Below are 24,142 nucleotides of genomic sequence, written 5' to 3'. Positions count from 1 at the left end.
CTTAGTAAGCGCACCGCGCCATCCCGAGAGAGTCGATGACCCACATTTTCATTCAAGCCTTTATCTATCTACTGGCGGCGGTGATCGCCGTGCCGCTGGCCAAGCGTTTCGGGCTCGGCTCGGTGCTGGGGTATCTGGTCGCGGGGGTGGTGATCGGCCCAATGCTTGGGCTTGTGGGTCAGGAAACCGACACCATCCAGCATTTTGCCGAGTTTGGCGTGGTGATGATGCTGTTTCTGGTCGGGATGGAGCTCGACCCCAAAAGCCTCTGGGCCATGCGCGTCAGGCTTCTGGGTCTTGGCGGGCTGCAGGTGGTACTGACCGCCGCCGCCGGTACCGCGATCGGCGTATGGCTCGGCGTGGTGTGGCAAACGGCGCTCGCCGTCGGGCTGGTGCTGGCGCTCTCTTCTACCGCCATCGTGCTCCAAACGCTGAACGAAAAGGGGCTTTCCGCCACCGAAGGCGGGCGCAGTGCTTTTTCCATCCTGCTGTTTCAGGACATGGCGGTGATCCCCATTCTGGCACTGATTCCGCTGCTGGCGGTGGCCGGCGTGGATGAAAGCTCCGCTCAGGCCAGCCACGACAACGCCGACCTGGTGGCGAGTCTGCCCGGCTGGGCCCACGCACTGGTGGTAGTGGGGGCAGTCGGGTTCGTGATTGGCGCCGGTTATTACCTGATGCCGCTGCTGTTTCGTTACGTAGTGAAATCGAATCTTCGCGAAATCTTTACCGCCAGCGCCTTGATGCTGGTGATCGGGATTGCCGCGCTAATGGGGCTTGTGAATCTTTCACCGGCGTTGGGCGCCTTTCTGGCCGGCGTCGTGCTGGCAAACAGCGAGTTCAAGCATGAGCTCGAGGCCAATATCGAGCCGTTCAAGGGGCTATTGCTGGGGCTTTTCTTCATTACCGTGGGAGCGGGCATCAATTTTGGCGTGCTCATCGAGCAGTGGCATGCCGTGGTACTGCTGGGACTGGGCGTTATGGCGGTCAAGGGCGCGCTGCTGATCGGGCTTGCCTACGCGTTTGGCATTCGCGGCAGCAACGGCTGGTTGATGACACTCAGCCTGGCCCAGGCCGGCGAGTTCGGCTTCGTGCTTTTGACCTACACGCGTCAGAACGGCGTCATTGGCGAAGGGCTTGCTGAGCTTCTGGCGCTGGTGGTGGCGTTTTCGATGTTTTTGACGCCGCTTTTGTTCATCGCCTTCGATAAGCTCGTGGTGCCGCGCTATCTCGCCGGCAAAACCGAGGCCCAAAAGGCTGATGACTTCGACGAGGAGTCGCCGGTGATCGTCGCCGGCGCCGGGCGCTTTGGTCAAATCGTGTGCCGGCTGTTGAGAGCGAGCGATGTGCCGCTGGTCGCGCTGGATCTCGAGCTCAAGCAGATCGAGAACGCGCGCAGTATCAATATCAAAAGCTATTTTGGCGATGCCAGCCGTGCGGATCTGCTCGACCGCGCCGGCATCGCCAACGCCCGCCTGCTGGTGGTAGCGATCGACGACCTGGACCGTGCCGTGAGCACCGTCGAGCACGTCAAACGCTTTTATCCGAACGTGTGGGTGCTGGCCCGTGCCTTTGACCGCGGCCACGGCTATCGCCTGCGCGAGGCCGGCGCCGATGACGTGGTCAGCGAAACCTACCACTCGGCTCTGGAACTTGGCAGCCACGCGCTCACCGCGCTCGGCGTACACCCGATGCGCGCCAAGAAGATGGCCTGGTCCTTCGTGCAGAGCGAAGACGCACACGATGCGGAGCTATTCGAGGCGTGGAAGGAGATCGAAGGCGGCCAGCGCTTCAGCCGCCGTTATGGCGAGCTCTTTAGACGTCTGGAAGAAGCGCTTAGCAGCGCCATGGATGAACAGGAGAACGAGCCACAAAAAGAGGACGTGCCGATCTGGACCGCGCCGGTAGACGTGCCGGATAAAAAAGAGTGATCGAGTTCGAGGCGAAGGGTCGTAAGCGCATAGGTGACGGCGAACACGTTTAAAGGCGAGTCAGCCCAGCGTTTGGGTCAACGCGCTGGCGATCACCTCGACGAGTCTTTTGGACCGGTGGTTGATGGCGCGGTTGGGGTAAATAGCCACGATTTCCAGAGGAGCCGGCGTGTGATCGAGACTGATCTCGATCAGGCGACCGATGTCGAGATACTGCTCGCAAAAAACTCTGGGTATGATGGCGTAGCCGATACCTTTCAACGCGCCGGCAATCAGTAGTTGGCTACTGTCCACCTTATAGCGCGAGCTGACGTTGAGGTGAAATAACGCGTTATCCTGGCCAATGAAGTGCCAGGGGTTCTCTTTAAGAGCCAGAAGTGTCGATAGGCAGGGCAAACTTTCAAGCTCTGCGATAGTTTTTGGCATTCCATGCGTTTTTATCAACTCAGGGGAGGCAACAACGACGCTGGAAAGTTTAACGAGTGTTCGCAGGATTAAACTACTGTCTTCGAAGTTGCCGCGATGATAGGCGATAGAAATATCGATATCTCTTCTTACGGGATCCAGCGGTGCCATGCTCGTAATGCACTCGATAGAGACATTGGGGTGGGCAAGTGCAAACTCGGCAATTATCTCGTTAAGCCATTTAACGCCAAACTCGGAAGGTATCGCTAGGGTGATCTTTCCGGATAAGTAGCCTTGCTCGGACTTTATCTCGTTTTCAACCTCGTCGAGCTCGGTGATAAGTGACGCTGCTTTTTGATAAATACGCTTGCCTTCCTCGGTCAAGCGAAGGTGCCGGCTACTTCGCAGTATCAACTGCTTGCCCAGCTGATTCTCGAGCTGTGTGAGCTGCCTGGCGACCGTCGAATTGGGAATTCCCAGCGCTTTTGAGGCCGCCGTGATCGACCCCTGATCGGCAACGACCACGAATATTTTCAAGTAATTTAAATTCATTTCACCAGATCTGGGAAAGTGTTTTTCATAAAGTAATGTTGTGCACTGCTAAAGTCAATATTAAGGTTTTGTCATTATGCTTTACGACTTTTAAGTGCCGCCAGCCCGTGTTTTACGTTATTCGAGGTTGATATGAAAGATACTGTTGAAATAGATAAAAGCGAAACACAGGAATGGCTGGATGCATTAGCGTCGGTCGTTGATAGAGAAGGCGAAAATAGAGCGCGATTTCTATTTGATTCATTGCACTCTTATTCAGAAAAACAGGGTTTAAATATTGCGCGTACGTTTAATACCGCGCACCGTAATACGATTGCCGTTAGTGATGAGCCGGACTACCCGGGTAATCTCGACATCGAACGTAAGCTTCGCGCTGCCATTCGCTGGAACAGTATTGCCATGGTCGTGCGCGCCAATGCAAAAGACAAAAGTATCGGCGGTCACCTTGCAAGCTATATGTCCAGCAGTACGCTTTACGAGGTGGGGTTCAACCACTTTTTCAAAGGATCCACTTCGCGTTGTGAAGGAGACCTGGTCTATTTTCAAGGCCATATCTCGCCGGGTATCTACGCTAGAAGCTATCTCGAAGGGCGCTTGTCTGAGGCGCAGTTAGACCGCTTTCGCCGCGAAGTCGGTGGTGGCGGGCTGCCGTCCTACCCGCACCCTTACCTCATGCCGGACTATTGGCAGTTCTCAACGGTGTCGATGGGGCTCGGGCCCATTCAAGCGATCTATCAGGCGCGCCTGATGAAGTACCTGCATAACCGGGATTTAAAGCCCCTTGGTGAGCGTAAGGTATGGGCTTTTCTCGGTGATGGTGAGTGCGATGAGGTCGAGACGCTCGGCGCTTTGAACCTGGCAAGCCGCGAAAAGCTCGACAATCTGATATTTGTGATCAACTGCAATCTCCAGCGCCTTGACGGGCCGGTACGCGGCAACGACCGCGTCATGGAGGAGCTCGAAAGCTCGTTTTTGGGCAGCCACTGGAACGTCATCAAGGTCGTTTGGGGGAGCGGCTGGGATGCGCTGCTCGAAAGCGATCACGATGGTCGCCTGCAGCGGCTGATGGACGAAACCGTTGACGGCGAGTATCAAAACTTCAAGGCCCAGGGCGGCGCTTATACGCGCGCGCATTTTTTCGGCAAGGATCCCGAGCTGCTTGCACGGGTCGAGCACTTATCGGATCAGGACATCGAAAATTTGACACGCGGCGGCCACGACTCGTCAAAGATTTACGCCGCCTATCAAAAAGCCGTCAAAAGCACCAACGGCAAACCCACCGTGATTCTCGCGCATACCGTAAAGGGGTACGGCATGGGAAGCGAGCATGGTGAGGCCGACATGGAAGCGCACAACATCAAAACTATGGAGCTTGAAGGGCTCAAGCGTTTGCGTGATCGTTTTGCTATTCCCGTCAGCGATGAGCAGCTCAAAAGCGGCCCGATGCCCTATTACCGGCCAGGTAATGACGCCCCGGAAACCGACTACCTTCATGCGCGGCGCACGCTGCTCGGCGGATACCTGCCCGCGCGCAATACCGACCACGAGACGCTATCCATTCCGGCGCTTGACGACAAGGTATTCACCGCGCAGTTAAAGGGCACGCGCGAGCGCAAAATATCGTCCACGATGGCGTTCGTTAGAGTGTTGACCGGGCTTACCAAGCACAAGCAGCTGGGCGAGCGGATCGTACCCATCATTCCCGATGAAGCGCGCACCTTCGGCATGGAAGGCATGTTTCGTCAGTTGGGCATCTATGCGGCGGGCGGGCAGAAATACGCGCCTGTCGATGCCGGCCAGATCATGTACTACCGCGAAGACATCAAGGGCCAGATTCTGGAGGAAGGTATCACCGAAGCCGGTGCGATGGCCTCCTGGATCGCGGCGGCCACCTCCCATGCCAATCATGGCAAGATACTGATCCCGTTTTATATCTACTATGCAATGTTTGGTTTTCAGCGCATCGGGGATCTTGCTTGGGCCGCCGGCGATATGCTGACGCGTGGTTTCATGATCGGCGGCACCGCCGGGCGTACCACCATCAATGGTGAAGGCCTGCAGCACCAGGACGGTCACAGCCACCTAATGGCCTCCGCCATCCCTAACTGCCGTACCTATGACCCTACCTACGGTTATGAAATCGCCGTCATCGTTCAGCACGGTTTAAAAGAAATGTACGAACGGCACAAGGAGTGCTTTTACTACCTGACGATCATGAACGAAAACTACGCTCATCCCGCCATGCCTGACGGCGCCCAGGAGGGCATCATTCGTGGTATGTACTTGCTGCAGGCAGGCGAGGACGACCAAAAAACCCGCGTTCAACTACTAGGCTCGGGCACCATACTGCGCGAGGCCGAAGCCGCGCGGGAACTGCTGCTCGATTTTGGCGTAGCCGCCGATGTGTGGAGTGTGACTAGTTTCAACGAGCTGCGTCGCGAAGCGCTCGAGTACGACCGGCAACGATTTATGAAACCCCAAGAGGTGCATGAAAAACCCTGGCTCACTCAAGCACTCGAAAACCGCTCAGGCCCGGTCATCGCGGCCACGGATTACATGAAACTTTACGCCGACCAGGTGCGCGCTTGGGTGCCGAATGATTATTACGTGCTGGGTACCGATGGCTTTGGCCGCTCCGACAGCCGCGAACAGCTGCGCGCCTTCTTCGAGGTCGACCGCTATTACATTGCCTGGATGGCGCTCGTGGCCCTTTGCGAGAAAGGTGAGGTCAGCGCGGGCATTGTCGAGCAAGCCATTATTCGCTTCAATATCAAGCCTGACCGGCTTTCTCCGCTTGTTAGTTAAGCGTTGGTTATCACAAACGATTATCGAAACAGAGGGAGAGAAAGCCTTGGAAAATGACACTATCACTGTGACCGGACACCAGATCCATGCGGCTCCCTGTGTGCGCATGCTGGCGCGTACGCTAGGGGTCAATCTTGCCGAGGTAGAACCCAGCGGTTTGAAAGAGCGCATCGTCGAGGAAGATGTCAAAAACTTCGTTCGCCACGTCATGGACGAGCGAAAAAGAAAGAGCGAATAAGCTATTTTGTATTCAGCTCAAAATACGCTGGCAGCTTCGATATATACGAGTAGTTTATACAACCCGGTTAAGGGAACACTTAAAACGGCAAATGAATCGAGGCGTTGAGCTGGGTCAGGTGGCTGAGCGTGGGCGCGTCGATGCGCTCGTACTCCAGACGGCTGACTAGCCGTTTGACGGTCATGGTCGCGCCGAAGCCTTGCAGCATGGCGGTGCCGCTTTCGCTGCCTTCGAGCTCGTTTTCGCCGCGCCACTCGGTCAGCCCGGACTTGGCGTAAACGCTGAACGCGCCCATTCGAAGCCCTGCAACCAGTGCGCCGCCCAATGCCAGGGTGTCCTGAACTAAAGGAGCTACGCTCGAGGTGGTGAATACCTCTTCGCTTTCGCGGTAGGCGATTTCGGCGCCGATATCGACCTGGGGAAAATGCTCGGGGCTAAAGCCCGCGGTCAGGCGAAAGCCAGAGGTGTAGCTGTCGATACTGTTGAGATTGCTTCCCTCTAGCACTACGCCGTTGGACAGCGCCACCATCTCGCTGTCCGGGGCGGTGTAGGATTTGGGAAGCAGTTCGGTATTCAGGTAGCTGCTTTCGCTTGCCAGACACAGCAAGGGAAAAGAGCTGCCGAGAACGCCGCATAAAAGGGTGCTTGCCAAGCGGTTTGCTGGCATTGTCTTATCCTTTTTTAAAACCAGGCCCAATCCAATCCTAGCAACGCCCTTCGATTTCGACCACTTCAATTGCGCGATTGGTCAAATTTGTCAGCAAATTCTTTCCCATCGCCGCAAAACGCTCGCCAAACACCCACTGCGGCGACAGCACCGGTGCCGCTGTCACCTGTTCCTTATCGCTTTGACGCGCCCGCCAGGCGCGGGCTTCGTCGCTCACATTTTTTACCTCGAGTTCCATGAACCCGCAGGTGCGCAGCCGCGTCAAAAGAGCCTCGAGTGTCAGAAGGTGAGTGTGCTCGGCGCTGGCCGCCCAGGGCACGGGATACTGCAGCGCCACGCGGCGGTTGCCCCGGGTCAGCTCGTGGAGCACCAATCTCCCGCCGGGGCGCAGCACGCGGTGAGCCTCTTCGAGCACCGGCGCAAGCGCTGGCATGTTCATCAGGCTGTGCTGAAAAATCACCGCGTCGAAGCTGTCGTGCGACAAGGGGAGGCGGCGGGCGTCGCCGGTGACCACTGTGTAGTCGGCGCCGGGCGCGGTTAACTGGCCAATCTTTCGGTTCAAGACGTTGAAGCGGTGGGTGATGTCGAGCCCGGTCATCGTGAAACCAAGCGAGGCGCCCAAGCGCACGAGCCCGCCAAGCCCCGCGCCAATATCCAGCACGCGCGGCTGACCCACCGGGTCGAGCCGCTCGAACAGCCGCATTGACGCCTTGAGCCCGCCGATATGAAGCTGATCCAGCGGGGCGAGTTGAAAAGGCGTGGCGCCGTCCGGGTAGTGGCGCTTGATCTGCTCGAGCACCGCATCGTCGCGTAGCGCCTGGTGGTAGTGGGCGGCCAGCGAGTGCGACTCGCTCACGACAATGTCTCCTTGTCCAGTCCCAGCTCGTGCGTCGAGATCTCGCGCATCTTGAATTTCTGGATCTTGCCCGTCACCGTCATGGGGAACGCGTCGACGAACTTGAAGTAGCGGGGAATCTTGAAGTGGGTGATCTTGTCCTTGCAGAAGGCGCGCAAATCCTCACCGGTGATCTCCCCGGCATCGGCGTTGAGCCGAACCCAGGCAATCAATTCTTCGCCATACTTCTCGTCCGGAACGCCCGTAACCTGCACATCGGCAACGTCTGGATGGGTATAGAGAAACTCCTCGACCTCCTTGGGATAGACGTTCTCGCCGCCGCGAATCACCATGTCCTTGATGCGCCCGACGATTTGCAGATAGCCCTCGTCATCCATGGTGGCAAGATCGCCCGTGTGCATCCAGCCGGCGCTGTCGATGGCATCCGTCGTGGCCTGTTCGTTGTTCCAGTACTTGAGCATGACGCTATAGCCGCGCGTGCAAAGCTCGCCGATCTCGCCGCGAGGAAGTACCGCGCCGCTTATCGGGTCGATGACCTTGCTTTCCAGGTGCGGCTGGGTACGGCCCACGGTGGAGACACGCTTGTCGATCGTGTCATCGGCGCCGGTCTGGGCGGAGACCGGGCTGGTTTCGGTCATGCCGTAAGCGATCTGTACGCCCTTCATGTTCATCTTCTCGATCACCTGCTTCATCACCGCCGCCGGGCAGATCGATCCCGCCATGATGCCGGTCCGTAGATTCGAGAAGTCTGTGGCGGCAAACTCCTCGTGCTCGAGCTCGGCCAGAAACATGGTCGGCACGCCAAACAGGGCCGTGGCGCGCTGCTCGTGCACCGCCTTGAGCACCTGCCCGGCATCGAAGCTCTCGCCGGGGTAGATCATCGCCGCACCGTGGGTCATGCAGCCCAGATTACCCATTACCATGCCGAAGCAGTGGTAGAGCGGCACCGGAATCACCAGCCGATCATTCGGGGTGAAGCCCATGCTCTCGGCGACGAAAAAGCCGTTGTTGAGGATGTTGTGGTGCGAAAGTGTTGCGCCCTTGGGAAAGCCGGTGGTGCCGGAGGTGTACTGAATGTTGATCGGGTCGTCGAACTGGAGCGTGGCCTGCAGCGTATCGAGGGTCGTCTGGTCGGTGCGGCTCGCCTCATCCAGCATATCGCGCCAGCGCCACATCCCGGGGTGGCGCTCATCGCTCAGATTCACCACGCACTCGAGCTGGGAAAGGCGCTTCGAGCGAAGCTTGCCCGGCTCGCAGGTGTCAAGCTCCGGGGCGAGTTCAAACAGCATGGCGCGGTAGTCCGCCGTCTTGAAACGGTCGGCGCAGATTAGATAGCGCGCCCCGGACTGGTTGAGCGCGTAGTCGAGTTCTTGGGTGCGGTAGGCCGGGTTGATGTTGACCAGAATCGCACCGATCTTGGCGGTCGCGAACTGCGTCAGCGTCCACTCCGAGCCGTTGGGCGCCCAGATCCCCACGCGGTCGCCGCGCTGAACGCCAAGGGACAGCAGCGCCCGGGCGCAGCGGTTGACCTCTTCATTGAACTCGCGATAACTCCAGTGCACGTTCTGGTGCAGCACGATCAGCGCGTCGTTATCCGGGTACTGCGCGGCGATCTGGTCGAGCTTGTCGCCGATGGTCATGCCCAGAAGCGGCTTATCGGCAACGCTGCTGGTATAGCTCGGTAGAGTGGGAGTATTCGGCGCCATGAGGTCTCTCCTGATTGTTGTTCTGATAGTTGTTGTGGCCAAGATCGAGAAAATAGATGGGCCTAGTGCGCTTCCAGGGCGCGGGCGACTTTCGAGGCGGGTGCGCGGCCAAGTTGCCCGGTGATCCACTCGCCGGTTTCGATGATCGACTCAAGATTCACGCCGGTCTCGATACCTAGCCCCCGCAGCAGATAGAGCACGTCCTCGGTCGCCACGTTACCGGAAGCACCCTTGGCGTAGGGGCAGCCGCCCAGCCCCCCGGTCGAGGCGTCGATGACGGCCACGCCCTGCTCGAGCACCGCAAAAAGGTTGGCGATCGCCATGCCGTAGGTGTCGTGAAAGTGCGCCGCCAAATGCTCGACGGGCACAACCTTCGCTACCTCGTCGATCATCTGCCGGGCTTTCAACGGCGTGCCGACGCCGATGGTGTCGCCCAGCGACACCTCGAAGCAGCCCATCTCATAAAGCGCCCCCGCCACCCGCGCCACTTGGGCCGGGGCAATGTCGCCTTCGTAGGGGCAGCCCAGCACGCAGGAAACGTAGCCGCGCACGCGCACGTTCGCCTGCCTGGCGCGGGCCATCACCGGCTCGAAACGCGCAAGCGACTCGTCGATCGAGCAGTTGATGTTTTTTTGCGAGAACGCTTCAGAAGCGGCGGCGAACACTGCAACCTCGGAGACGTTCGCTTCCAGCGCGTTCTCCAACCCTTTCAAATTCGGGGTCAGGGCGGAGTAGGTCACGTTCGATTCGCGGTGAATGCCCAGCATCACCTCCCGGGCGTCGCCCATTTGCGGCACCCACCTGGGGGAGACGAAGCTCGCCGCCTCGATATGGGTAAGCCCTGCTCGGGCCAGGCGCTCGATCAGCTCGACCTTGACGGCAGTGGCCACCACCTCGCCGGGCTCGTTTTGCAGCCCGTCCCGCGGAGCCATGTCGACCAGACGTACGCGTTGTGGAAGGGCCATGGTCACGCTCCTTCGTCGGTCGCGGCGAAGTCCAGTAGTACGTCGCCCTGGCCAACACTGTCGCCGGCGGCGAAGCGAAACTGCTCGACCGTACCGTCTGCCGGCGCACTCAAGGTGTGCTCCATCTTCATCGCCTCCATCACCATCAGCGGCATGCCTTTCTCGACCGGCGCGCCGGGCTCGACCAGAAGCGCCACCACGGTGCCGTGCATCGGCGCGGTCAAGCTTGCGGCGGCCTCGATCGCGGCGTGGTTGAGCGCGTCCAGGCGCTGCCAAACGAGCCGGGTTTCACCCGCGCTATCGCTCAGTGCCAGGTTGTCTTCTTCGAGCTGAGCCTGAAAGCGCCGGCGGTGGCCGTTTAGTGTGACCGCCACCGCATCACCGGCAAGCCTCGAGAGCGACCCTTCGAATCGCTCGTTTTGAACGCGTAGCGTCCAGCCGGCTTGCGCGCGAGTGCGGGTCGCTTCGACCACCACGGTCTCGCTCTCTTCGCGCTTGTCGGCCAGCGCGATACGCACCTTGTGCGGCGCGTTCAAGCGAAAGCCGTCACTGTGCGCCCAGGGCGACACATCCTGACGGCCGGCGCTTTTCGCAAGCGTCTCGATGGCCACCAGCGCGGCGCGAGCGTACGCCTGGGGCGTCGGCTCGTTTTGACGGAATAGGTCGTCGTGGTGGCGCACGATGAAACCGGTATCGAGCTCGGCGGCTTTGAATGCCGGATGCCCGGCCAGGCGCTGCAGAAAGGCGCGGTTGGTCACCACGCCCTGCACGTCGAGGGCGGCCAGCGCTCGGTTCAGCGTGGCGAGCGCCGCGTCACGATCCGTGCCGTGAGTGATCAGCTTGGCGAGCATCGGGTCGTAATGCATCGAGACCACATCTCCGCTATCAACGCCGCTGTCCAAACGCACCTGAGCTGTCTGAAGCCCCGCGCCCTCTATGTCGAGCGAGAAGCGGGTGAGGGTGCCGGTGGCGGGCAGAAACTCGTTGGCCGGGTCTTCGGCGTAAAGGCGCGCCTCGAAACTATGGCCGTTCAGGGTGAGTTCGCTTTGCGCGCAGGGCAGCGGCTCGTTCATGGCGACTCTCAGCTGCCACTCGACCAGATCGAGCCCGGTCACCATCTCGGTCACCGGGTGCTCGACCTGCAGGCGCGTGTTCATCTCCATGAAGTAGAAGGCGCCGTCAACGTCGAGCAGAAACTCGACGGTGCCCGCGCCCACGTAGCCGATCTCTTTCGCTGCGCGCACGGCGGCCTCGCCCATGGCGGCGCGAAGCGCTTCCGTCATGTGCGGCGCCGGAGCCTCTTCCAGTACTTTCTGATGGCGGCGCTGAACGCTGCAGTCGCGCTCGAAGAGATAGACGCCTGCGCCAAAACGATCGCAGAATATCTGCACCTCGACGTGACGAGGCTTGACCAGATACTTCTCGATCAGCATGCGGTCATCGCTGAAGGAGGCTTTTGACTCGCGCCGGCAACTTTCGAGGGCAGCCTGGAAGTCGGCCTCGCGTTCGACCACGCGCATGCCCTTGCCGCCGCCGCCGGCGCTCGCTTTCAGCATGACCGGGTAGCCGATACGGTTGGCCTCCGCCAAAAGAGTGTCGTCGCCTTGATCGTCACCGTGATAACCCGGTACCAGCGGCACGCCGGCGTTTGCCATGCGCGCCTTGGCGGCAGACTTGTCACCCATGGCGGCGATCGCGGAGGCGGGCGGGCCGACGAAGGTAATACCCGCGGCTTCCAACGCCTCGACGAAGCGGCCGTTTTCGGAAAGAAAGCCGTAGCCCGGATGCACCGCGGTGCTCCCGCTTTGGCGAGCCGCTGCGATCACCGCCTCGATGTTCAGGTAGCTTTCGCGGGCGGCAGCGGGGCCCAAACGAACGGCCTCGTCGGCCTCGCGCACGTGGCGGGCGCTGGCATCGGCATCGGAGTAGACCGCTACGGTCTTGATACCCAGCCGGCGCGCGGTGCGCATCACTCGGCAGGCGATCTCACCGCGGTTGGCCACTAACAACGTATCGAACTTGCTGGTTGCTTTACTCATGGGCGCTCCCCGGCGTTATCGGTGTCATCCTGCGGTGCCCAGGCAGGCAGGCGCTTATCGAAAAAGCTCGAAAGCCCCTCCTGGCCCTCGTCGCTTACCCGCAGCTCGGCGATCGTCTGACACGTTTTTTCGCGGGTAGCGTCGGAATCCGGCGATTGACCCACGGCGGCGAGCAGGGCCTTGGTGGCCCGCTGCGCCCGGGGTGAGCCCGCCAAAAGCGTTTGGGTCATGACCTCTACCGCGTGATCCAAGGTCTCCGGCTCGACTACCTGGTGGGCAAGGCCGAGCGCCAGCGCCGTGTCGGCGTCGATCACCTCGGCACTCAGCGCGTAACGCCGCGCTTGCCGGGCACCGATGGCGCGCTGAACGTAAGGGCTGATGACCGCCGGCGACAGGCCGATCTTGACCTCGGAGAGGCAGAATCGGGCCTTTAGTGAGGCGATGACCACGTCACAGCAGGCGGCCAGGCCCACTGCGCCGCCAAAGGCTGCACCCTGTACCCGACAAAGCGTCGGGCAGGGCAGGGTATCGAGGCGGTACATCAGATCAGAAAGCTTGCGCGAATCCGTTAGGTTATCGTCATGGCTGTAGTCGACCATGCGCTTCATCCAGTGGAGATCCGCCCCCGCCGAGAAGCTTTTGCCTTCGGAGCCGAGCACCAACACCCGCACCTCCTGGCGCTCGATGGGTTCGAGCAGTCCTTTCAGGTGGTCGGTCAGCTCGGCAATCAGGTGGTCGTCGAAAGCGTTGTGTACCGCCGGGCGGTTCAGGCTCAGGTGCGCCACGGCGTTTTCAATCGTCAGTGTCGAATGGCTCATCAAATGGCTCATGGCATCACATCCTGAACACGCCAAAGCGCGTCTCTTCGATCTCGGCATTCATCGCGGCGGCCAGGGAAAGCCCCAGCACGTCGCGGGTCTGGAGCGGGTCGATCACGCCATCGTCCCAAAGCCTTGCGCTAGCGTAGGTGGGGTGGCCCTGGCGCTCGTACTGCTCGCGGGTTGGCTTCTTGAACGCCTCTTCGTCATCCTCCGACCACGCGCGGTCTTCGCGCTCGTACTGCTCGCGCTTGACCTGGGCGAGCACGCCGGCGGCCTGCTCGCCGCCCATCACCGAAATACGCGCGTTGGGCCACATGAACAGTAAATTCGGATCATAAGCGCGCCCGCACATGCCATAGTTGCCGGCGCCGAAGCTGCCGCCAATCAAGACGGTGAACTTGGGCACTTTCGCGCAAGCCACGGCGGTCACGAGCTTGGCACCGTGCTTGGCGATGCCTTCGTGTTCGTATTTGGAGCCGACCATGAAGCCGGTGATGTTCTGCAAAAACACCAGCGGTACCTTGCGCTGGGCGCAGAGTTCGATGAAGTGCGCGCCTTTCACCGCGCTCTCTGAAAAGAGCACCCCGTTGTTGGCCACGATCCCCACCGGGTGGCCATGGATATGCGCAAAACCGGTGACCAGGGTGTCGCCGTAATAGCGCTTGAACTCGTCGAATTCGGAGCCATCGACGATACGCCCGATCACTTCGCGCACATCGAACGGTTTCTTGAGATCGACCCCCACGATGCCGTAAAGCTCTGCGGGGTCGAGCCTGGGCGGGGCGGGCGCTTTCATGGCGAGCTTCCCGCGCTTTTGCCAGTTGAGCCGGGCGATACAGCCGCGGGCGAGCTGAAGCGCGTGCATGTCGTTTTCGGCGTAGTGATCCGCCACGCCGCTAACCTTGGCGTGCACGTCGGCGCCGCCCAGGGCTTCGGCGCTGATGCTCTCGCCGGTGGCTGCCTTGACCAGCGGCGGGCCGCCGAGAAAGATCGTACCTTGTTCCTTGACGATGATCGACTCGTCCGCCATGGCCGGTACGTAGGCGCCGCCGGCGGTACAGGAGCCCATCACCACGGCGATCTGTGGGATGCCCTCGGCGGACATCGTGGCCTGGTTGTAGAAGATGCGCCCGAAGTGGTCACGGTCAGGGAACACCTCGTCCTGACGGGGCAGAAAGGCGCCGCCGGAGTCGACCAGGTAGATACACGGCAGGCGATGCTTGCGGGCGATCTCCTGGGCGCGAAGATGCTTTTTCACCGTCAGCGGAAAGTAGGTGCCGCCCTTGACCGTGGCGTCGTTGGCGACGATCACGCACTCAACGCCCTTGACGCGGCCGATCCCGGTCACCACGCCGGCAGCGGGCACGTCGCTTTCGTACACCGCGTGGGCGGCCAGCGCCGAGAACTCGAGAAACGGCGCGCCTTCGTCGATCAAATGATCGATCCGATCGCGCACGAAGAGCTTTCCACGGCTTTCGTGACGTTCGCGGGCGCTGGCGCCGCCGCCCTGGGCGATAACCTCGGTCAGTTCGAAAAGCGTGTCGACCTCGGCGCGCAGGGCGGCGTCGTTTTGCTGGAACAGGTCACTGCGCGGGTTGATCTGGGTGGTCAGTGTGCTCATCGCGCCCCCTTAACGACTTTCGCTGAACAGTTCGCGGCCAATCAGCATGCGGCGAATCTCGCTGGTGCCGGCGCCGATCTCGTAGAGTTTGGCGTCTCGCAGAAGCCGCCCGGTAGGGTACTCGTTGATGTAGCCGTTGCCGCCGAGCAGCTGAATGGCGTCCAGCGCCACCTGGGTCGCCTTTTCGGCGCAGTAGAGGATCACCCCGGCGGCGTCCTTGCGCGAGGTCTGGTCCCGGTCGCAGGCGCGGGCCACGGCGTAAAGATACGCCCGGCAGGCGTTGAGCGTGGTGTACATGTCCGCGACCTTGCCCTGGACGAGCTGGAACTCACCGATCGATTGCTCGAACTGCTTGCGCTCGTGGATGTAGGGCACCACCACGTCCATGGCAGCCTGCATGATGCCGATGGGGCCGGCGGCGAGCACCGTGCGCTCGTAATCGAGCCCGCTCATCAGCACGCGTACGCCCTTGCCAACCTCACCGAGCACGTTCTCTTCGGGCACCTCGCAGTCCTGAAACACCAGCTCGCAGGTGTTGGAGCCGCGCATGCCGAGCTTGTCGAGCTTCTGCGCGGTGGAAAATCCCGGCATCCCCTTTTCGATCAAGAAGGTGGTAATGCCTTTCGAGCCGGCGTCCGGGTCGGTTTTGGCATAGACCACCAGCACGTCGGCGTCCGGGCCGTTGGTGATCCACATCTTGTTGCCGTTCAAAACGTACTTGTCGCCGCGCTTCTCGGCGCGCAGCTTCATCGATACCACGTCAGACCCCGCGCCGGGCTCGGACATGGCCAGTGCTCCTACGTGTTCGCCGCTGATCAACCTCGGCAGATATTTTGCTTTTTGTTCGGGGGAGGCGTTGCGCTTTATCTGATTGACGCAGAGATTGGAGTGGGCGCCATAGGAGAGCGCGACCGAGGCGCTGGCGCGCGAAATTTCCTCCATGGCGATACAGTGAGCGAGATACCCCATACCGCTGCCGCCATCCTCTTCCGAGACGGTGACACCCAGAAGGCCCATGTCGCCAAACTTGCGCCACAGGTCGTTGGGGAATTCGTTTTTCTGATCGATCTCGGCGGCGCGCGGAGCGATCTCGCTAGCCGCGAAGGCATTCACTTCGCGGCGCAGCATGTTCATGTCCTCGTCGAGGCCGAAGTCGAGTTCCGTATAAAGAGAGTGCATCGTCGGTCACCTTGATGTTGTTAAGTTATTGACTCGATGGGGCGCTGTGGCGTGCTCAATGGAGTGCTTCAGCCCGAGACGTTGGTGCGTTCCTCATCGGCCTGCTTCTGGTTGAGCTCTTCGAGGGCCTGACGGCAGCGAATCTCGGCGCTTTCGAGTTCGAGCTGCACCATGGTGATGTCCTTCATCTGCTGCTCCAGCGCCGCACGGCGCTCGCCGATCTTTTCCAGCATCAGGTGGAGCTGCTTTTCACTGCCGCGCCGGGTTTCATCCCATAGCTCGAACAGCTCACGAATTTCGGCAAGCGATAATCCCAGGCGCTTGCCTCGTAGCGTGAGCTTCAAGCGCACGCGGTCCTGGCTGCTGTAAATACGGGTCTGACCTCGGCGGGCGGGGCGCAGAAGTTCCTGGTCTTCGTAAAAGCGAATGCTGCGCGTGGTGACGTCGAACTCGGCGGCCAGCTCGCTGATCGAATAGGTCTTGCTCATGGGCGTATCTCGTGGCGGTGTTACGGTCGTCTGACCTGAGGCTAAAACAAGTTTACGTTAACGTAAAGAAAGTCTTTCCGAACCGTTGCGATTAGGTTTTCGGTTAACTGATTGTAAAGGCTAAGCTTATAATTTTGTTAGCAGATTATCGGTCATTGTTTGGACCAAAGTTGTAATTGTCAGTGATGACAGCGTGTTGTTAGGTTGAAGCTGTACCTTACGTGAAGGTAAAGGCACGGCCCGTGACAACGACAACAGGGCCAAGCCTCTTCCTGCGAAAGCCGTTGCCAACCGCGACGGCGGGTACGATCCAGAACAACAATAATTCTCGACCATCAAGGATTGCCCTCATGAGCGTTGATGCAAGCACCCCGCCGCCGGTGCTGGAAACCCGCGGGCTGACCAAGACCTTTCGTGGCTTCACCGCGGTGGACGGCGTCGATCTACGGGTGCAGGAGGGCCATATTCACGCGCTGATCGGCCCCAACGGTGCCGGCAAGACCACGGTATTCAATCTGCTCACCAAGTTCTTACCGCCCACGCGCGGCGAGATCCTCTACCGCGGTAAGCCCATCACGTCGCTCAAATCGAACCAGATCGCCCGGCTGGGGCTGGTGCGCTCGTTTCAGATTTCGGCGGTGTTTGCGCACATGACCGCCCTCGAGAACGTGCGCGTGGCGCTTCAGCGTCGACTGGGCACGTCGTTTCACTTCTGGAAATCCGAAAAAAGCCTCGAGCCACTCAATGAGCGGGCGATGGCGCTGCTCGATGAAGTCGGGCTTGCCGCCTACGCCGATACCCTGACCGTCGAGATGCCTTATGGGCGCAAGCGGGCGCTTGAGGTGGCCACGACCCTGGCGCTTGACCCGGTCATGATGCTGCTGGACGAGCCCACCCAGGGCATGGGTGCCGAAGACGTCGATCGTATCGTCGAGCTGATCAAGCGCGTATCCAGGGGCCGCACGGTGCTGATGGTCGAACACAACCTTAGCGTGGTGAGCCGCCTTTGCGACCGAATCACGGTGTTGGCTCGCGGCGCCGTGCTGGCCGAAGGCGACTACCCCAGCGTGTCGAGTAACCCGCTGGTACGCGAGGCGTACATGGGCAGCGAAGACGTCGAGACAACCGGTGAGAGGGTGAGCGCATGAGTACCGCCAGTGATGAGACGGTTCGCGAACCCGTTGAAGGGCGCACGGCTACGCGGGCGCGGGACATTCTCAAGATTACCGATCTGCACGCCTTTTATGGCGAATCTCATATTCTTCACGGGGTGAACGTCAACGTAAAAGAGGGCGAACTGGTCACGCTTTTGGGGCGCAACGGCGCCGGGCGCAGCACAACGCTCAAGGCCATCATGAACATGGTGGGCCGGCGCACCGGGTCGATCGTCATCGGCGGTCAGGAAACGCTCGCCATGAAGCCTCACCACATTCCGCGGCTCGGCGTGGGTTACTGCCCGGAAGAGCGCGGCATTTTTGCAAGCCTCGATGTGCACGAGAACCTGCTCTTGCCGCCTACGGTCAGCTCCGGTGGCATGAGTCTGGACGCCATTTACGCGATGTTCCCGAACCTTTACGAGCGGCGCAAAAGCCCCGGCACGCGGCTCTCCGGTGGCGAGCAGCAAATGCTCGCCATGGCACGGATTCTGCGCACCGGCGCGCGCATTCTCCTGCTCGACGAGATTACCGAGGGGCTGGCGCCGGTCATTGTACAGGCGCTTGGTGACGTGCTGGTCAAGCTCAAGGCCAGCGGCATGACCATCGTGCTCGTCGAGCAAAACTTTCGTTTCGCTGCCCCCCTGGCGGATCGCCACTTCGTCATGGAGCACGGCGAAATCATCGAGGAGATCAGCGCCGCCGAGCTCTCATCCAGGCGCGAGCATCTCAACGCGCTGCTGGGTGTGTGAGTCTTTTGCATGGCAGGAGACCGCGGGAGAACGAAGCAGCCTCCGGCGGAGTATCGATAAAAGAAGCGGTAAACGCAGCACCCGTTAAACGTCCGACAACCAACCATAACAACCAACCCTAACGGCTAATCATAACGGCTGATCATAACTACAAGGCCTCAGGCCCGGAGACGAACATGGCGCTTATCCAACAACTGCCGAGCAAGAAAACGCTGGTGTCGAGCATCACCGTCGCGGTGGCATCGACCCTGACCCTTGCCGCTCACGCCGAGATCAGCGATGGCGAGGTGCGTATCGGTTATCTGGCCGATATGTCCGGCACCTACCGGGATCTTGCCGGCCCCGGCGGGTTGACCGCCCTTGAAATGGCGGTCGATGACTTTGGCGGCAGCGTCAATGGCTCGCCGATCAAAGTGTTCAGCGCCGACGACCGTAACAGCGCCGATGTGGGCGCCAATACCGTGCGCGGCTGGATCGACCAGCAAAACGTCGATATGGTCGGAGGGCTCGTCGCCTCGTCGGTCACGATCGCCGTGACCAAAGTGCTCGAGGAGAACGACCGGCTGGGGCTCGTCTCGGGCTCGGCGGCCTCGAGTGTGACCAACGAGCACTGCACGCCCAACCATATTCACTGGGTTTACGATACTTACCCGCTGGCCAACGGCACCGCCAAGGCGGTGGTCGAGCAGGGCGGCGACAGCTGGTTTCTGCTTACCGCGGATTACGCCTTCGGCCACGCGCTGGAAGCGGACGTGACCAGCGTAGTGGAAGCCAACGGCGGTGAGATCGTTGGCGGCGTGCGCCATCCGTTCCCCACCAGCGATTTCTCCTCCTACATTTTGCAGGCCCAGGGGTCCGGGGCGAAGATCGTTGGTCTTGCCAACGCCGGTGCCGATACGGTCAACGCCATCACTACCGCCAGCCAGTTCGGGCTAACGCAGTCCGGCCAGCAGCTGGCGGGGCTTTTGATCTTCTTGAACGATGTGCACGCGCTGGGTCTTGAGGCCACGCAAAACCTGCTGCTCACCACCGGCTGGTACTGGGACATGGACGACCAAGCCCGCGAGTGGGCACAGCGCTACTTCGATGAGGTGGGTAGCATGCCGACCATGGTTCAGGCGGGCATCTACTCGAGCACCATGCACTACTTGAAGGCCGTCGAGGCCGCAGGCACCGACGAGGCCCAGGCCGTGCGCGCGCAGATGGCCTCCCAGCCGATCAACGACTTCTTTGCCCGCAACGGGCGCATTCGCGAAGACGGGCGGATGGTGCACGACATGTACCTCGCCCAGGTGAAAACGCCGATTGAGTCCACCGGCGAGTGGGATCTCTACGAGATTCTCAGCACCATTCCCGCCGAAGAGGCCTACCGCCCGCTTGCCGAGAGCCAGTGCGATTTGGTGCAGAACTAATCTCGGGCCGTCAACGCGCGGGGCGGTGAGCCCGCCCCGCAGGAGAGATCGCAATGACGATGATATTCGGCGTGCCCATGGCGGTGTTCATGGGCCAGCTTACGCTGGGGCTGGTCAACGGCGCCTTTTATGCGCTCTTGAGCCTGGGGTTGGCGGTGATCTTCGGGCTTTTGAAAATCGTCAATTTCGCCCACGGCGCGCAGTACATGCTGGGCGCCTTTGCCGCACTTCTGGCCTTCAACACTTTGGGCATCAATTACTGGCTGGCACTGGTGCTGGTGCCGCTTACCGTGGGCGGGCTCAGCATGCTGATCGAGCGCTTTCTGCTTCGCCGCATCGCTCATCTGGATCATCTGTACGGGCTGCTTCTGACCTTTGGTTTGGCGCTGATCTTCGAGGGCACGCTGATCAACTTCTTTGGCGTGTCAGGCGCGCGCTACGCCACGCCGGAGATCCTGCAGGGCGGATTGAATCTCGGATTCATGTTTTTGCCCACCTACCGCGCCTGGGTGCTGGTGGCCGCACTGGCCATGTGTCTGTTTACCTGGTTCATGATCGAGCGTACGCGGCTCGGGGCGTATCTACGCGCGGGCACCGAGAACTCCAAGCTGATGCAGGCCTTCGGGGTGAACGTACCGCTTTTGATCACGCTGACCTACGGTTTCGGCGTGGGGCTGGCCGCCTTTGCCGGCGTGCTGGCCGCGCCGCTTTATCCGGTGTCACCCACCATGGGGTCGAGCCTTCTGATCGTGGTGTTTGCCGTGGTGGTCATCGGCGGGATGGGCTCGATTCTGGGCGCCATTTTAACCGGTTTAGGCATGGGCGTGATTGAAGGGCTCACCAAGGTGTACTACCCCGAAGCCGCCAATACGGTGATCTTTTTGGTGATGATACTGGTTCTCATGCTGCGCCCGGCCGGGCTTTTCGGAAAGGAGGCATAGCCATGTCGGACTCACAAGCGCTGAGCGCGCCGAACGTCGAGGCCAGGCGAAAGCGCCGGGCGGGGCAGCGCCGCGCGCTATTGTACGTGGTACTGGTCGCGGTGGGCCTGGTGGCACCGCTGCTGGCGTATCCGGTTTTTTTAATGAAGATTCTCTGCTTTGCGCTGTTCGCCTGCGCCTTCAATCTGCTGCTGGGCTACGCCGGTCTTTTATCCTTTGGACACGCCGCGTTTTTGGCCAGCGGCGGCTATGTCACCGGGTATCTTCTGGCAAGTTACCCGGGGCTTACGCCGGAGCTTGGTATTCTAGCGGGGACGCTTGCCGCCACGCTGCTGGGATGTCTGTTCGGGGTGCTTTCGATTCGACGCCAGGGCATCTATTTCGCCATGGTGACGCTGGCGTTGGCGCAACTAATGTTCTTCGTGTTCATTCAGGCGCCTTTTACCGGCGGTGAGGATGGCCTTCACGGCGTGCCCCGGGGCGAGCTCTTTGGGCTGATCAGCCTGCAGAGTAACCTGGCGATGTACTACTTCGTTTTCGCGGTGTTTCTAGTGGGCTTCGCGCTCATTCAGCGCACCGTGAACTCGCCGTTTGGTCAGGTGCTCAAGGCGATTCGCGAAAACGAGCCGCGGGCGGTGTCGCTTGGCTATAACGTCGACGCCTACAAGCTTCTGGCGTTCGTGCTCTCGGCCGGACTTACCGGGCTCGCCGGGGCGACCAAGACGGTGGTGTTCCAGCTCGCCTCGCTCACCGACGCCCACTGGCACATGTCCGGCGAGGTGATCCTGATGACGCTGCTGGGCGGGGTCGGCACGCTGTTAGGGCCGCTGGCAGGCGCCTCGCTTGTCGTCAGCCTTCAGCACCTGCTGGCGCAGTCGCCGCTGGGTAACTGGGTCAGCGTGATTCTCGGCGCCATCTTCGTGCTCTGCGTGCTGAGCTTTCGAAGCGGCATCGTCGGCGAGCTCGCAACGCTTTATCGCAAGAATTTCAAGTAACCAGCCTTTCATTTAAAGACGCCTCAAGGCGTCTTTTTTTATCGCGCAGGACTTTATGGAAACACAGTGCCTACGCCAAAGGTTCTAAGGGCCAAGCGTTGCGCGCGGCTGGTTTAAAATATAAGTTAACGTTAACGTCAATTTGCGTGACCCCTAATAAATAACGACAACACGCGGGGCGAGGCGCCATAGGCGCTCGGCCTCGATGGAGACTTCGCCATGAATTTCGAGCTAAGCGACGACCAGGTAGCCTTTGCGGAGTTGGCCAAGGACTTTGCCGACAAGGAATTGGCACCCCACGCCGCGCAGTGGGACCGCGAGGCGCACTTTCCCGTCGATGTGATCAAGCGCGCCGGAGAGCTGGGCTTTTGCTCGCTCTACGCCCCGGAGAGCGTTGGTGGGCTTGCGCTATCGCGGCTGGATGCGAGCATCATCTTCGAGCAGCTTTCGATGGGCTGCACCTCGACCACCGCTTATCTCACCATTCACAACATGGTCACCTGGATGCTGGCGAGCTTCGGCCAGCCGGACGTCGTCGAGCAGTGGGGGCCGCGACTCGCCACTGGCGAGTTTCTGGGGTCGTACTGCCTGACCGAACCCGGTGCGGGGTCGGACGCCGCCTCACTCAAGACCACCGCCCAACGTGATGGTGATGCGTACGTGCTAAGTGGCAGCAAGATGTTCATCTCCGGCGCCGGCAGCACCGATTTTCTGGTCGTGATGGCGCGTACCGGGGGTGAAGGCGCCGGCGGCGTCTCCGCTTTTGCCGTGGATGCCAAAACCGATGGCATCAGCTACGGGCGCAAGGAGGACAAGATGGGCTGGAATAGCCAGCCCACGCGCATGGTGACCTTCGACGACGTACGCGTGCCGGCCAACCACCTGTTGGGCCGTGAAGGCGACGGCTTCAAGATCGCGATGAAGGGACTGGACGGTGGGCGCATCAACATCGCGACCTGCTCGGTCGGTACCGCCCAGCGTGCGATCAACGAGGCGCGCGACTACCTGCGCGAACGCAAGCAGTTCGGCAAGCCCCTGGCGGAGTTTCAGGCGCTGCAGTTTCGCTTGGCCGATATGGTCACCGAGCTTGTGGCGGCGCGCCAGCTGGTGCGCATGGCCGCGACCAAACTCGACGCTGGCCACGCAGATGCGCCGACCTACTGCGCCATGGCCAAGCGATTTGCCACCGACATCGGGTTCAAGGTGTGTGACGAGGCGCTGCAGCTTTTTGGCGGCAACGGCTACATCAAGGAGTATCCGATGGAGCGCTTCGTGCGTGATACGCGCGTTCACCGCATTCTGGAAGGTTCCAACGAGATCATGCGCCTGATCATTGCTCGCCGGGCGTTGGCCGAGGGAGCCGGCGAGCTATAGTAAAGAGCTATAGTGAAGGTGACGTTTTAAACGAACGCCAGGAGCGGCGATTCACACCATAAGGATACCTTGATGAGTAGCGTACTGTTTGACGAGCACGCCACCGACGATGGCCATATCGTGGGCGAAATCACGCTCAACGCCGAGCGCTCGCTCAACGCCTTGACGCTCGAGATGATCGAGCTGATGCGCCCGCAGCTCGCCGCCTGGCAGGAAGACGCGAGAGTCGTGGCCATCGTGCTCGACAGCGCCGGCGAAAAGGCCTTCTGTGCTGGGGGCGACGTGGTCAGCCTGTATAAATCGATTACCGGCGACCAGGATCCGCACTTTCCCGAGCGCTTTTTCGAAAGCGAATATCGCCTCGACTATGAGCTTCATACTTATCCCAAGCCGATCGTTTGCTGGGGTAGCGGAATCGTCATGGGTGGGGGCATGGGGCTACTGAGCGCCTGCAGCCATCGCATAGTGACCGAAACCTCGAGACTGGCCATGCCCGAGGTCACCATCGGCCTCTACCCGGACGTTGGCGCGAGCTGGTTCTTGAACCGTTTGCCTGTCGGCACCGGGCGCTTTCTGGCCATGACAGGAGGTCCGGTCAACGCGGTGGATGCGGTGCATTTAGGGCTTGCCGACCGCTGTATCAAGAGCGACCAGTACCCGGCGCTCATGGCCTCTCTGACCCAGGCGCGCTGGCAGCAGGAGGGCACCATCGACGCCCAGGGCGTGGTCAATCGCACCCTGCGCGAGCTGGAGCAGGCCTCGAAAACCACCTTTCTTGATCTCGACACGCCGGTTCTCAACGCCACGCCCTTGATTCGTGAGCTGATGGATCACGACACCACCGAGCAGATCGTGGCCGCGATTCTAGCGGTTGAAAGCGAGGACAGCTGGTTCAGCCGCGCCCAGAAGACGCTGGCCCACGGAAGTCCGGTGTCGATCGCGCTGATCGACGAGCAGCTCAAACGCGCGAAGTACATGTCGCTTGCCGAGGTCTTTCGCTCGGAGCTTGCACTGTCGGTACAGTGCTGCCGTCACAAGGAGTTTCCCGAAGGCGTGCGCGCGCTGCTGGTCGACAAGGACGGCTCGCCGGCCTGGAGCTACCCGGACGTCGCCTCGGTCGAGCAGTTCTTCATCGACGAGCTTTTGGCCTCGCCCTGGCAAACGAACCCGCTGGAAACGCTCGGCTAACGCGGGTTTCGAGTCATCCAGTGGCTTCTTGACCATCCAATTTCAATAACAAG

At 60.6% G+C, this 24,142-nt stretch carries 20 protein-coding genes; 10 read left to right on the top strand and 10 right to left on the bottom strand.

Annotated elements, in window-relative coordinates:
• Positions 1 to 35: 35 nt before the first annotated feature.
• Positions 36 to 1,931, top strand: coding sequence for a monovalent cation:proton antiporter-2 (CPA2) family protein (locus RN346_RS09015; RefSeq protein ID WP_311960938.1), 1,896 nt, complete (start codon positions 36 to 38; stop codon positions 1,929 to 1,931).
• 60 nt (positions 1,932 to 1,991) lie between these two features.
• Here the strand turns inward: RN346_RS09015 and RN346_RS09010 are convergent, their stop codons facing one another.
• Positions 1,992 to 2,888: a LysR family transcriptional regulator gene (locus RN346_RS09010; RefSeq protein WP_311960937.1), complete on the bottom strand. Its 897-nt coding sequence runs from the start codon at positions 2,886 to 2,888 to the stop codon at positions 1,992 to 1,994.
• 132 nt (positions 2,889 to 3,020) lie between these two features.
• Here RN346_RS09010 and aceE point away from each other — a divergent pair, with 132 nt between their 5' ends.
• Both aceE and RN346_RS09000 read left to right on the top strand, forming a co-directional pair.
• A complete protein-coding gene (gene aceE, locus RN346_RS09005) occupies positions 3,021 to 5,693 on the top strand; it encodes a pyruvate dehydrogenase (acetyl-transferring), homodimeric type (RefSeq protein ID WP_311960936.1) in 2,673 nt (890 codons plus the stop codon).
• Between the two features lie 46 nt (positions 5,694 to 5,739).
• The gene (locus RN346_RS09000) at positions 5,740 to 5,931 is read left to right on the top strand and encodes an E3 binding domain-containing protein (protein WP_252108577.1); all 192 of its coding nucleotides are present in this window, start codon (positions 5,740 to 5,742) and stop codon (positions 5,929 to 5,931) included.
• A gap of 79 nt (positions 5,932 to 6,010) precedes the next feature.
• Here RN346_RS09000 and RN346_RS08995 read toward each other — a convergent pair whose 3' ends face one another.
• The 9 genes from RN346_RS08995 to RN346_RS08955 all read right to left on the bottom strand — a co-directional run bounded on the left by RN346_RS08995 (position 6,011) and on the right by RN346_RS08955 (position 16,273).
• The gene (locus RN346_RS08995) at positions 6,011 to 6,598 is read right to left on the bottom strand and encodes a hypothetical protein (protein WP_263587129.1); all 588 of its coding nucleotides are present in this window, start codon (positions 6,596 to 6,598) and stop codon (positions 6,011 to 6,013) included.
• A gap of 37 nt (positions 6,599 to 6,635) precedes the next feature.
• Positions 6,636 to 7,454 carry a class I SAM-dependent methyltransferase gene (locus RN346_RS08990; RefSeq protein WP_311960935.1) on the bottom strand — a complete coding sequence of 273 codons (819 nt, stop codon included), beginning with the start codon at positions 7,452 to 7,454 and terminating at the stop codon, positions 6,636 to 6,638.
• Positions 7,451 to 9,160, bottom strand: a complete 1,710-nt coding sequence (locus tag RN346_RS08985; protein ID WP_311960934.1) for an AMP-binding protein — start codon at positions 9,158 to 9,160, stop codon at positions 7,451 to 7,453. The genes RN346_RS08990 and RN346_RS08985 overlap by 4 nt, the downstream gene beginning before the upstream one ends.
• Positions 9,161 to 9,222: 62 nt before the next feature.
• On the bottom strand, positions 9,223 to 10,125 hold the full coding sequence (locus tag RN346_RS08980) for a hydroxymethylglutaryl-CoA lyase (RefSeq protein WP_311960933.1): 903 nt from the start codon (positions 10,123 to 10,125) through the stop codon (positions 9,223 to 9,225).
• 2 nt (positions 10,126 to 10,127) lie between these two features.
• Positions 10,128 to 12,164, bottom strand: coding sequence for an acetyl/propionyl/methylcrotonyl-CoA carboxylase subunit alpha (locus tag RN346_RS08975; protein ID WP_311960932.1), 2,037 nt, complete (start codon positions 12,162 to 12,164; stop codon positions 10,128 to 10,130).
• Positions 12,161 to 12,982, bottom strand: a complete 822-nt coding sequence (locus RN346_RS08970) for an enoyl-CoA hydratase-related protein (RefSeq protein WP_311962702.1) — start codon at positions 12,980 to 12,982, stop codon at positions 12,161 to 12,163. The genes RN346_RS08975 and RN346_RS08970 overlap by 4 nt, the downstream gene beginning before the upstream one ends.
• 16 nt (positions 12,983 to 12,998) lie before the next feature.
• Entirely contained in the window at positions 12,999 to 14,606 is a 1,608-nt protein-coding gene (locus RN346_RS08965) for a carboxyl transferase domain-containing protein (RefSeq protein ID WP_311960931.1), read from the bottom strand.
• Between the two features lie 9 nt (positions 14,607 to 14,615).
• Positions 14,616 to 15,785 carry an isovaleryl-CoA dehydrogenase gene (locus tag RN346_RS08960; protein WP_263587135.1) on the bottom strand — a complete coding sequence of 390 codons (1,170 nt, stop codon included), beginning with the start codon at positions 15,783 to 15,785 and terminating at the stop codon, positions 14,616 to 14,618.
• A 68-nt stretch (positions 15,786 to 15,853) separates the two neighbouring features.
• Positions 15,854 to 16,273, bottom strand: coding sequence for a MerR family DNA-binding transcriptional regulator (locus RN346_RS08955; protein WP_263587136.1), 420 nt, complete (start codon positions 16,271 to 16,273; stop codon positions 15,854 to 15,856).
• Positions 16,274 to 16,623: 350 nt separating this feature from the next.
• On the opposite strand from RN346_RS08955, the gene RN346_RS08950 reads away from it, so the two are divergent.
• The 7 genes from RN346_RS08950 to RN346_RS08920 all read left to right on the top strand — a co-directional run bounded on the left by RN346_RS08950 (position 16,624) and on the right by RN346_RS08920 (position 24,089).
• Entirely contained in the window at positions 16,624 to 17,421 is a 798-nt protein-coding gene (locus RN346_RS08950) for an ABC transporter ATP-binding protein (protein ID WP_311960930.1), read from the top strand.
• Positions 17,418 to 18,179 carry an ABC transporter ATP-binding protein gene (locus RN346_RS08945; RefSeq protein ID WP_311960929.1) on the top strand — a complete coding sequence of 254 codons (762 nt, stop codon included), beginning with the start codon at positions 17,418 to 17,420 and terminating at the stop codon, positions 18,177 to 18,179. Before RN346_RS08950 ends, RN346_RS08945 begins: the two co-directional genes overlap by 4 nt.
• A gap of 176 nt (positions 18,180 to 18,355) precedes the next feature.
• Positions 18,356 to 19,591 (top strand): ABC transporter substrate-binding protein, encoded by a 1,236-nt coding sequence (locus RN346_RS08940; protein ID WP_263587139.1) that lies wholly within the window; start codon positions 18,356 to 18,358, stop codon positions 19,589 to 19,591.
• Positions 19,592 to 19,644: 53 nt separating this feature from the next.
• Positions 19,645 to 20,532 carry a branched-chain amino acid ABC transporter permease gene (locus tag RN346_RS08935; protein WP_263587140.1) on the top strand — a complete coding sequence of 296 codons (888 nt, stop codon included), beginning with the start codon at positions 19,645 to 19,647 and terminating at the stop codon, positions 20,530 to 20,532.
• Positions 20,533 to 20,534: 2 nt separating this feature from the next.
• Complete coding sequence (locus RN346_RS08930) at positions 20,535 to 21,527, top strand: branched-chain amino acid ABC transporter permease (protein ID WP_263587141.1); 993 nt, start codon at positions 20,535 to 20,537, stop codon at positions 21,525 to 21,527.
• 219 nt (positions 21,528 to 21,746) lie between these two features.
• Complete coding sequence (locus RN346_RS08925) at positions 21,747 to 22,901, top strand: acyl-CoA dehydrogenase family protein (RefSeq protein WP_311960928.1); 1,155 nt, start codon at positions 21,747 to 21,749, stop codon at positions 22,899 to 22,901.
• Between the two features lie 72 nt (positions 22,902 to 22,973).
• The gene (locus RN346_RS08920) at positions 22,974 to 24,089 is read left to right on the top strand and encodes an enoyl-CoA hydratase/isomerase family protein (protein ID WP_311960927.1); all 1,116 of its coding nucleotides are present in this window, start codon (positions 22,974 to 22,976) and stop codon (positions 24,087 to 24,089) included.
• Positions 24,090 to 24,142 lie beyond the last annotated feature (53 nt).

This window comes from Halomonas sp. PAMB 3232, assembly GCF_031954225.1.
Taxonomy (GTDB): Bacteria; Pseudomonadota; Gammaproteobacteria; order Pseudomonadales; family Halomonadaceae; genus Vreelandella.
The sequence above is the reverse complement of the archived record's forward strand: the minus strand, read 5'-3'. Positions and strand labels throughout refer to the sequence as shown.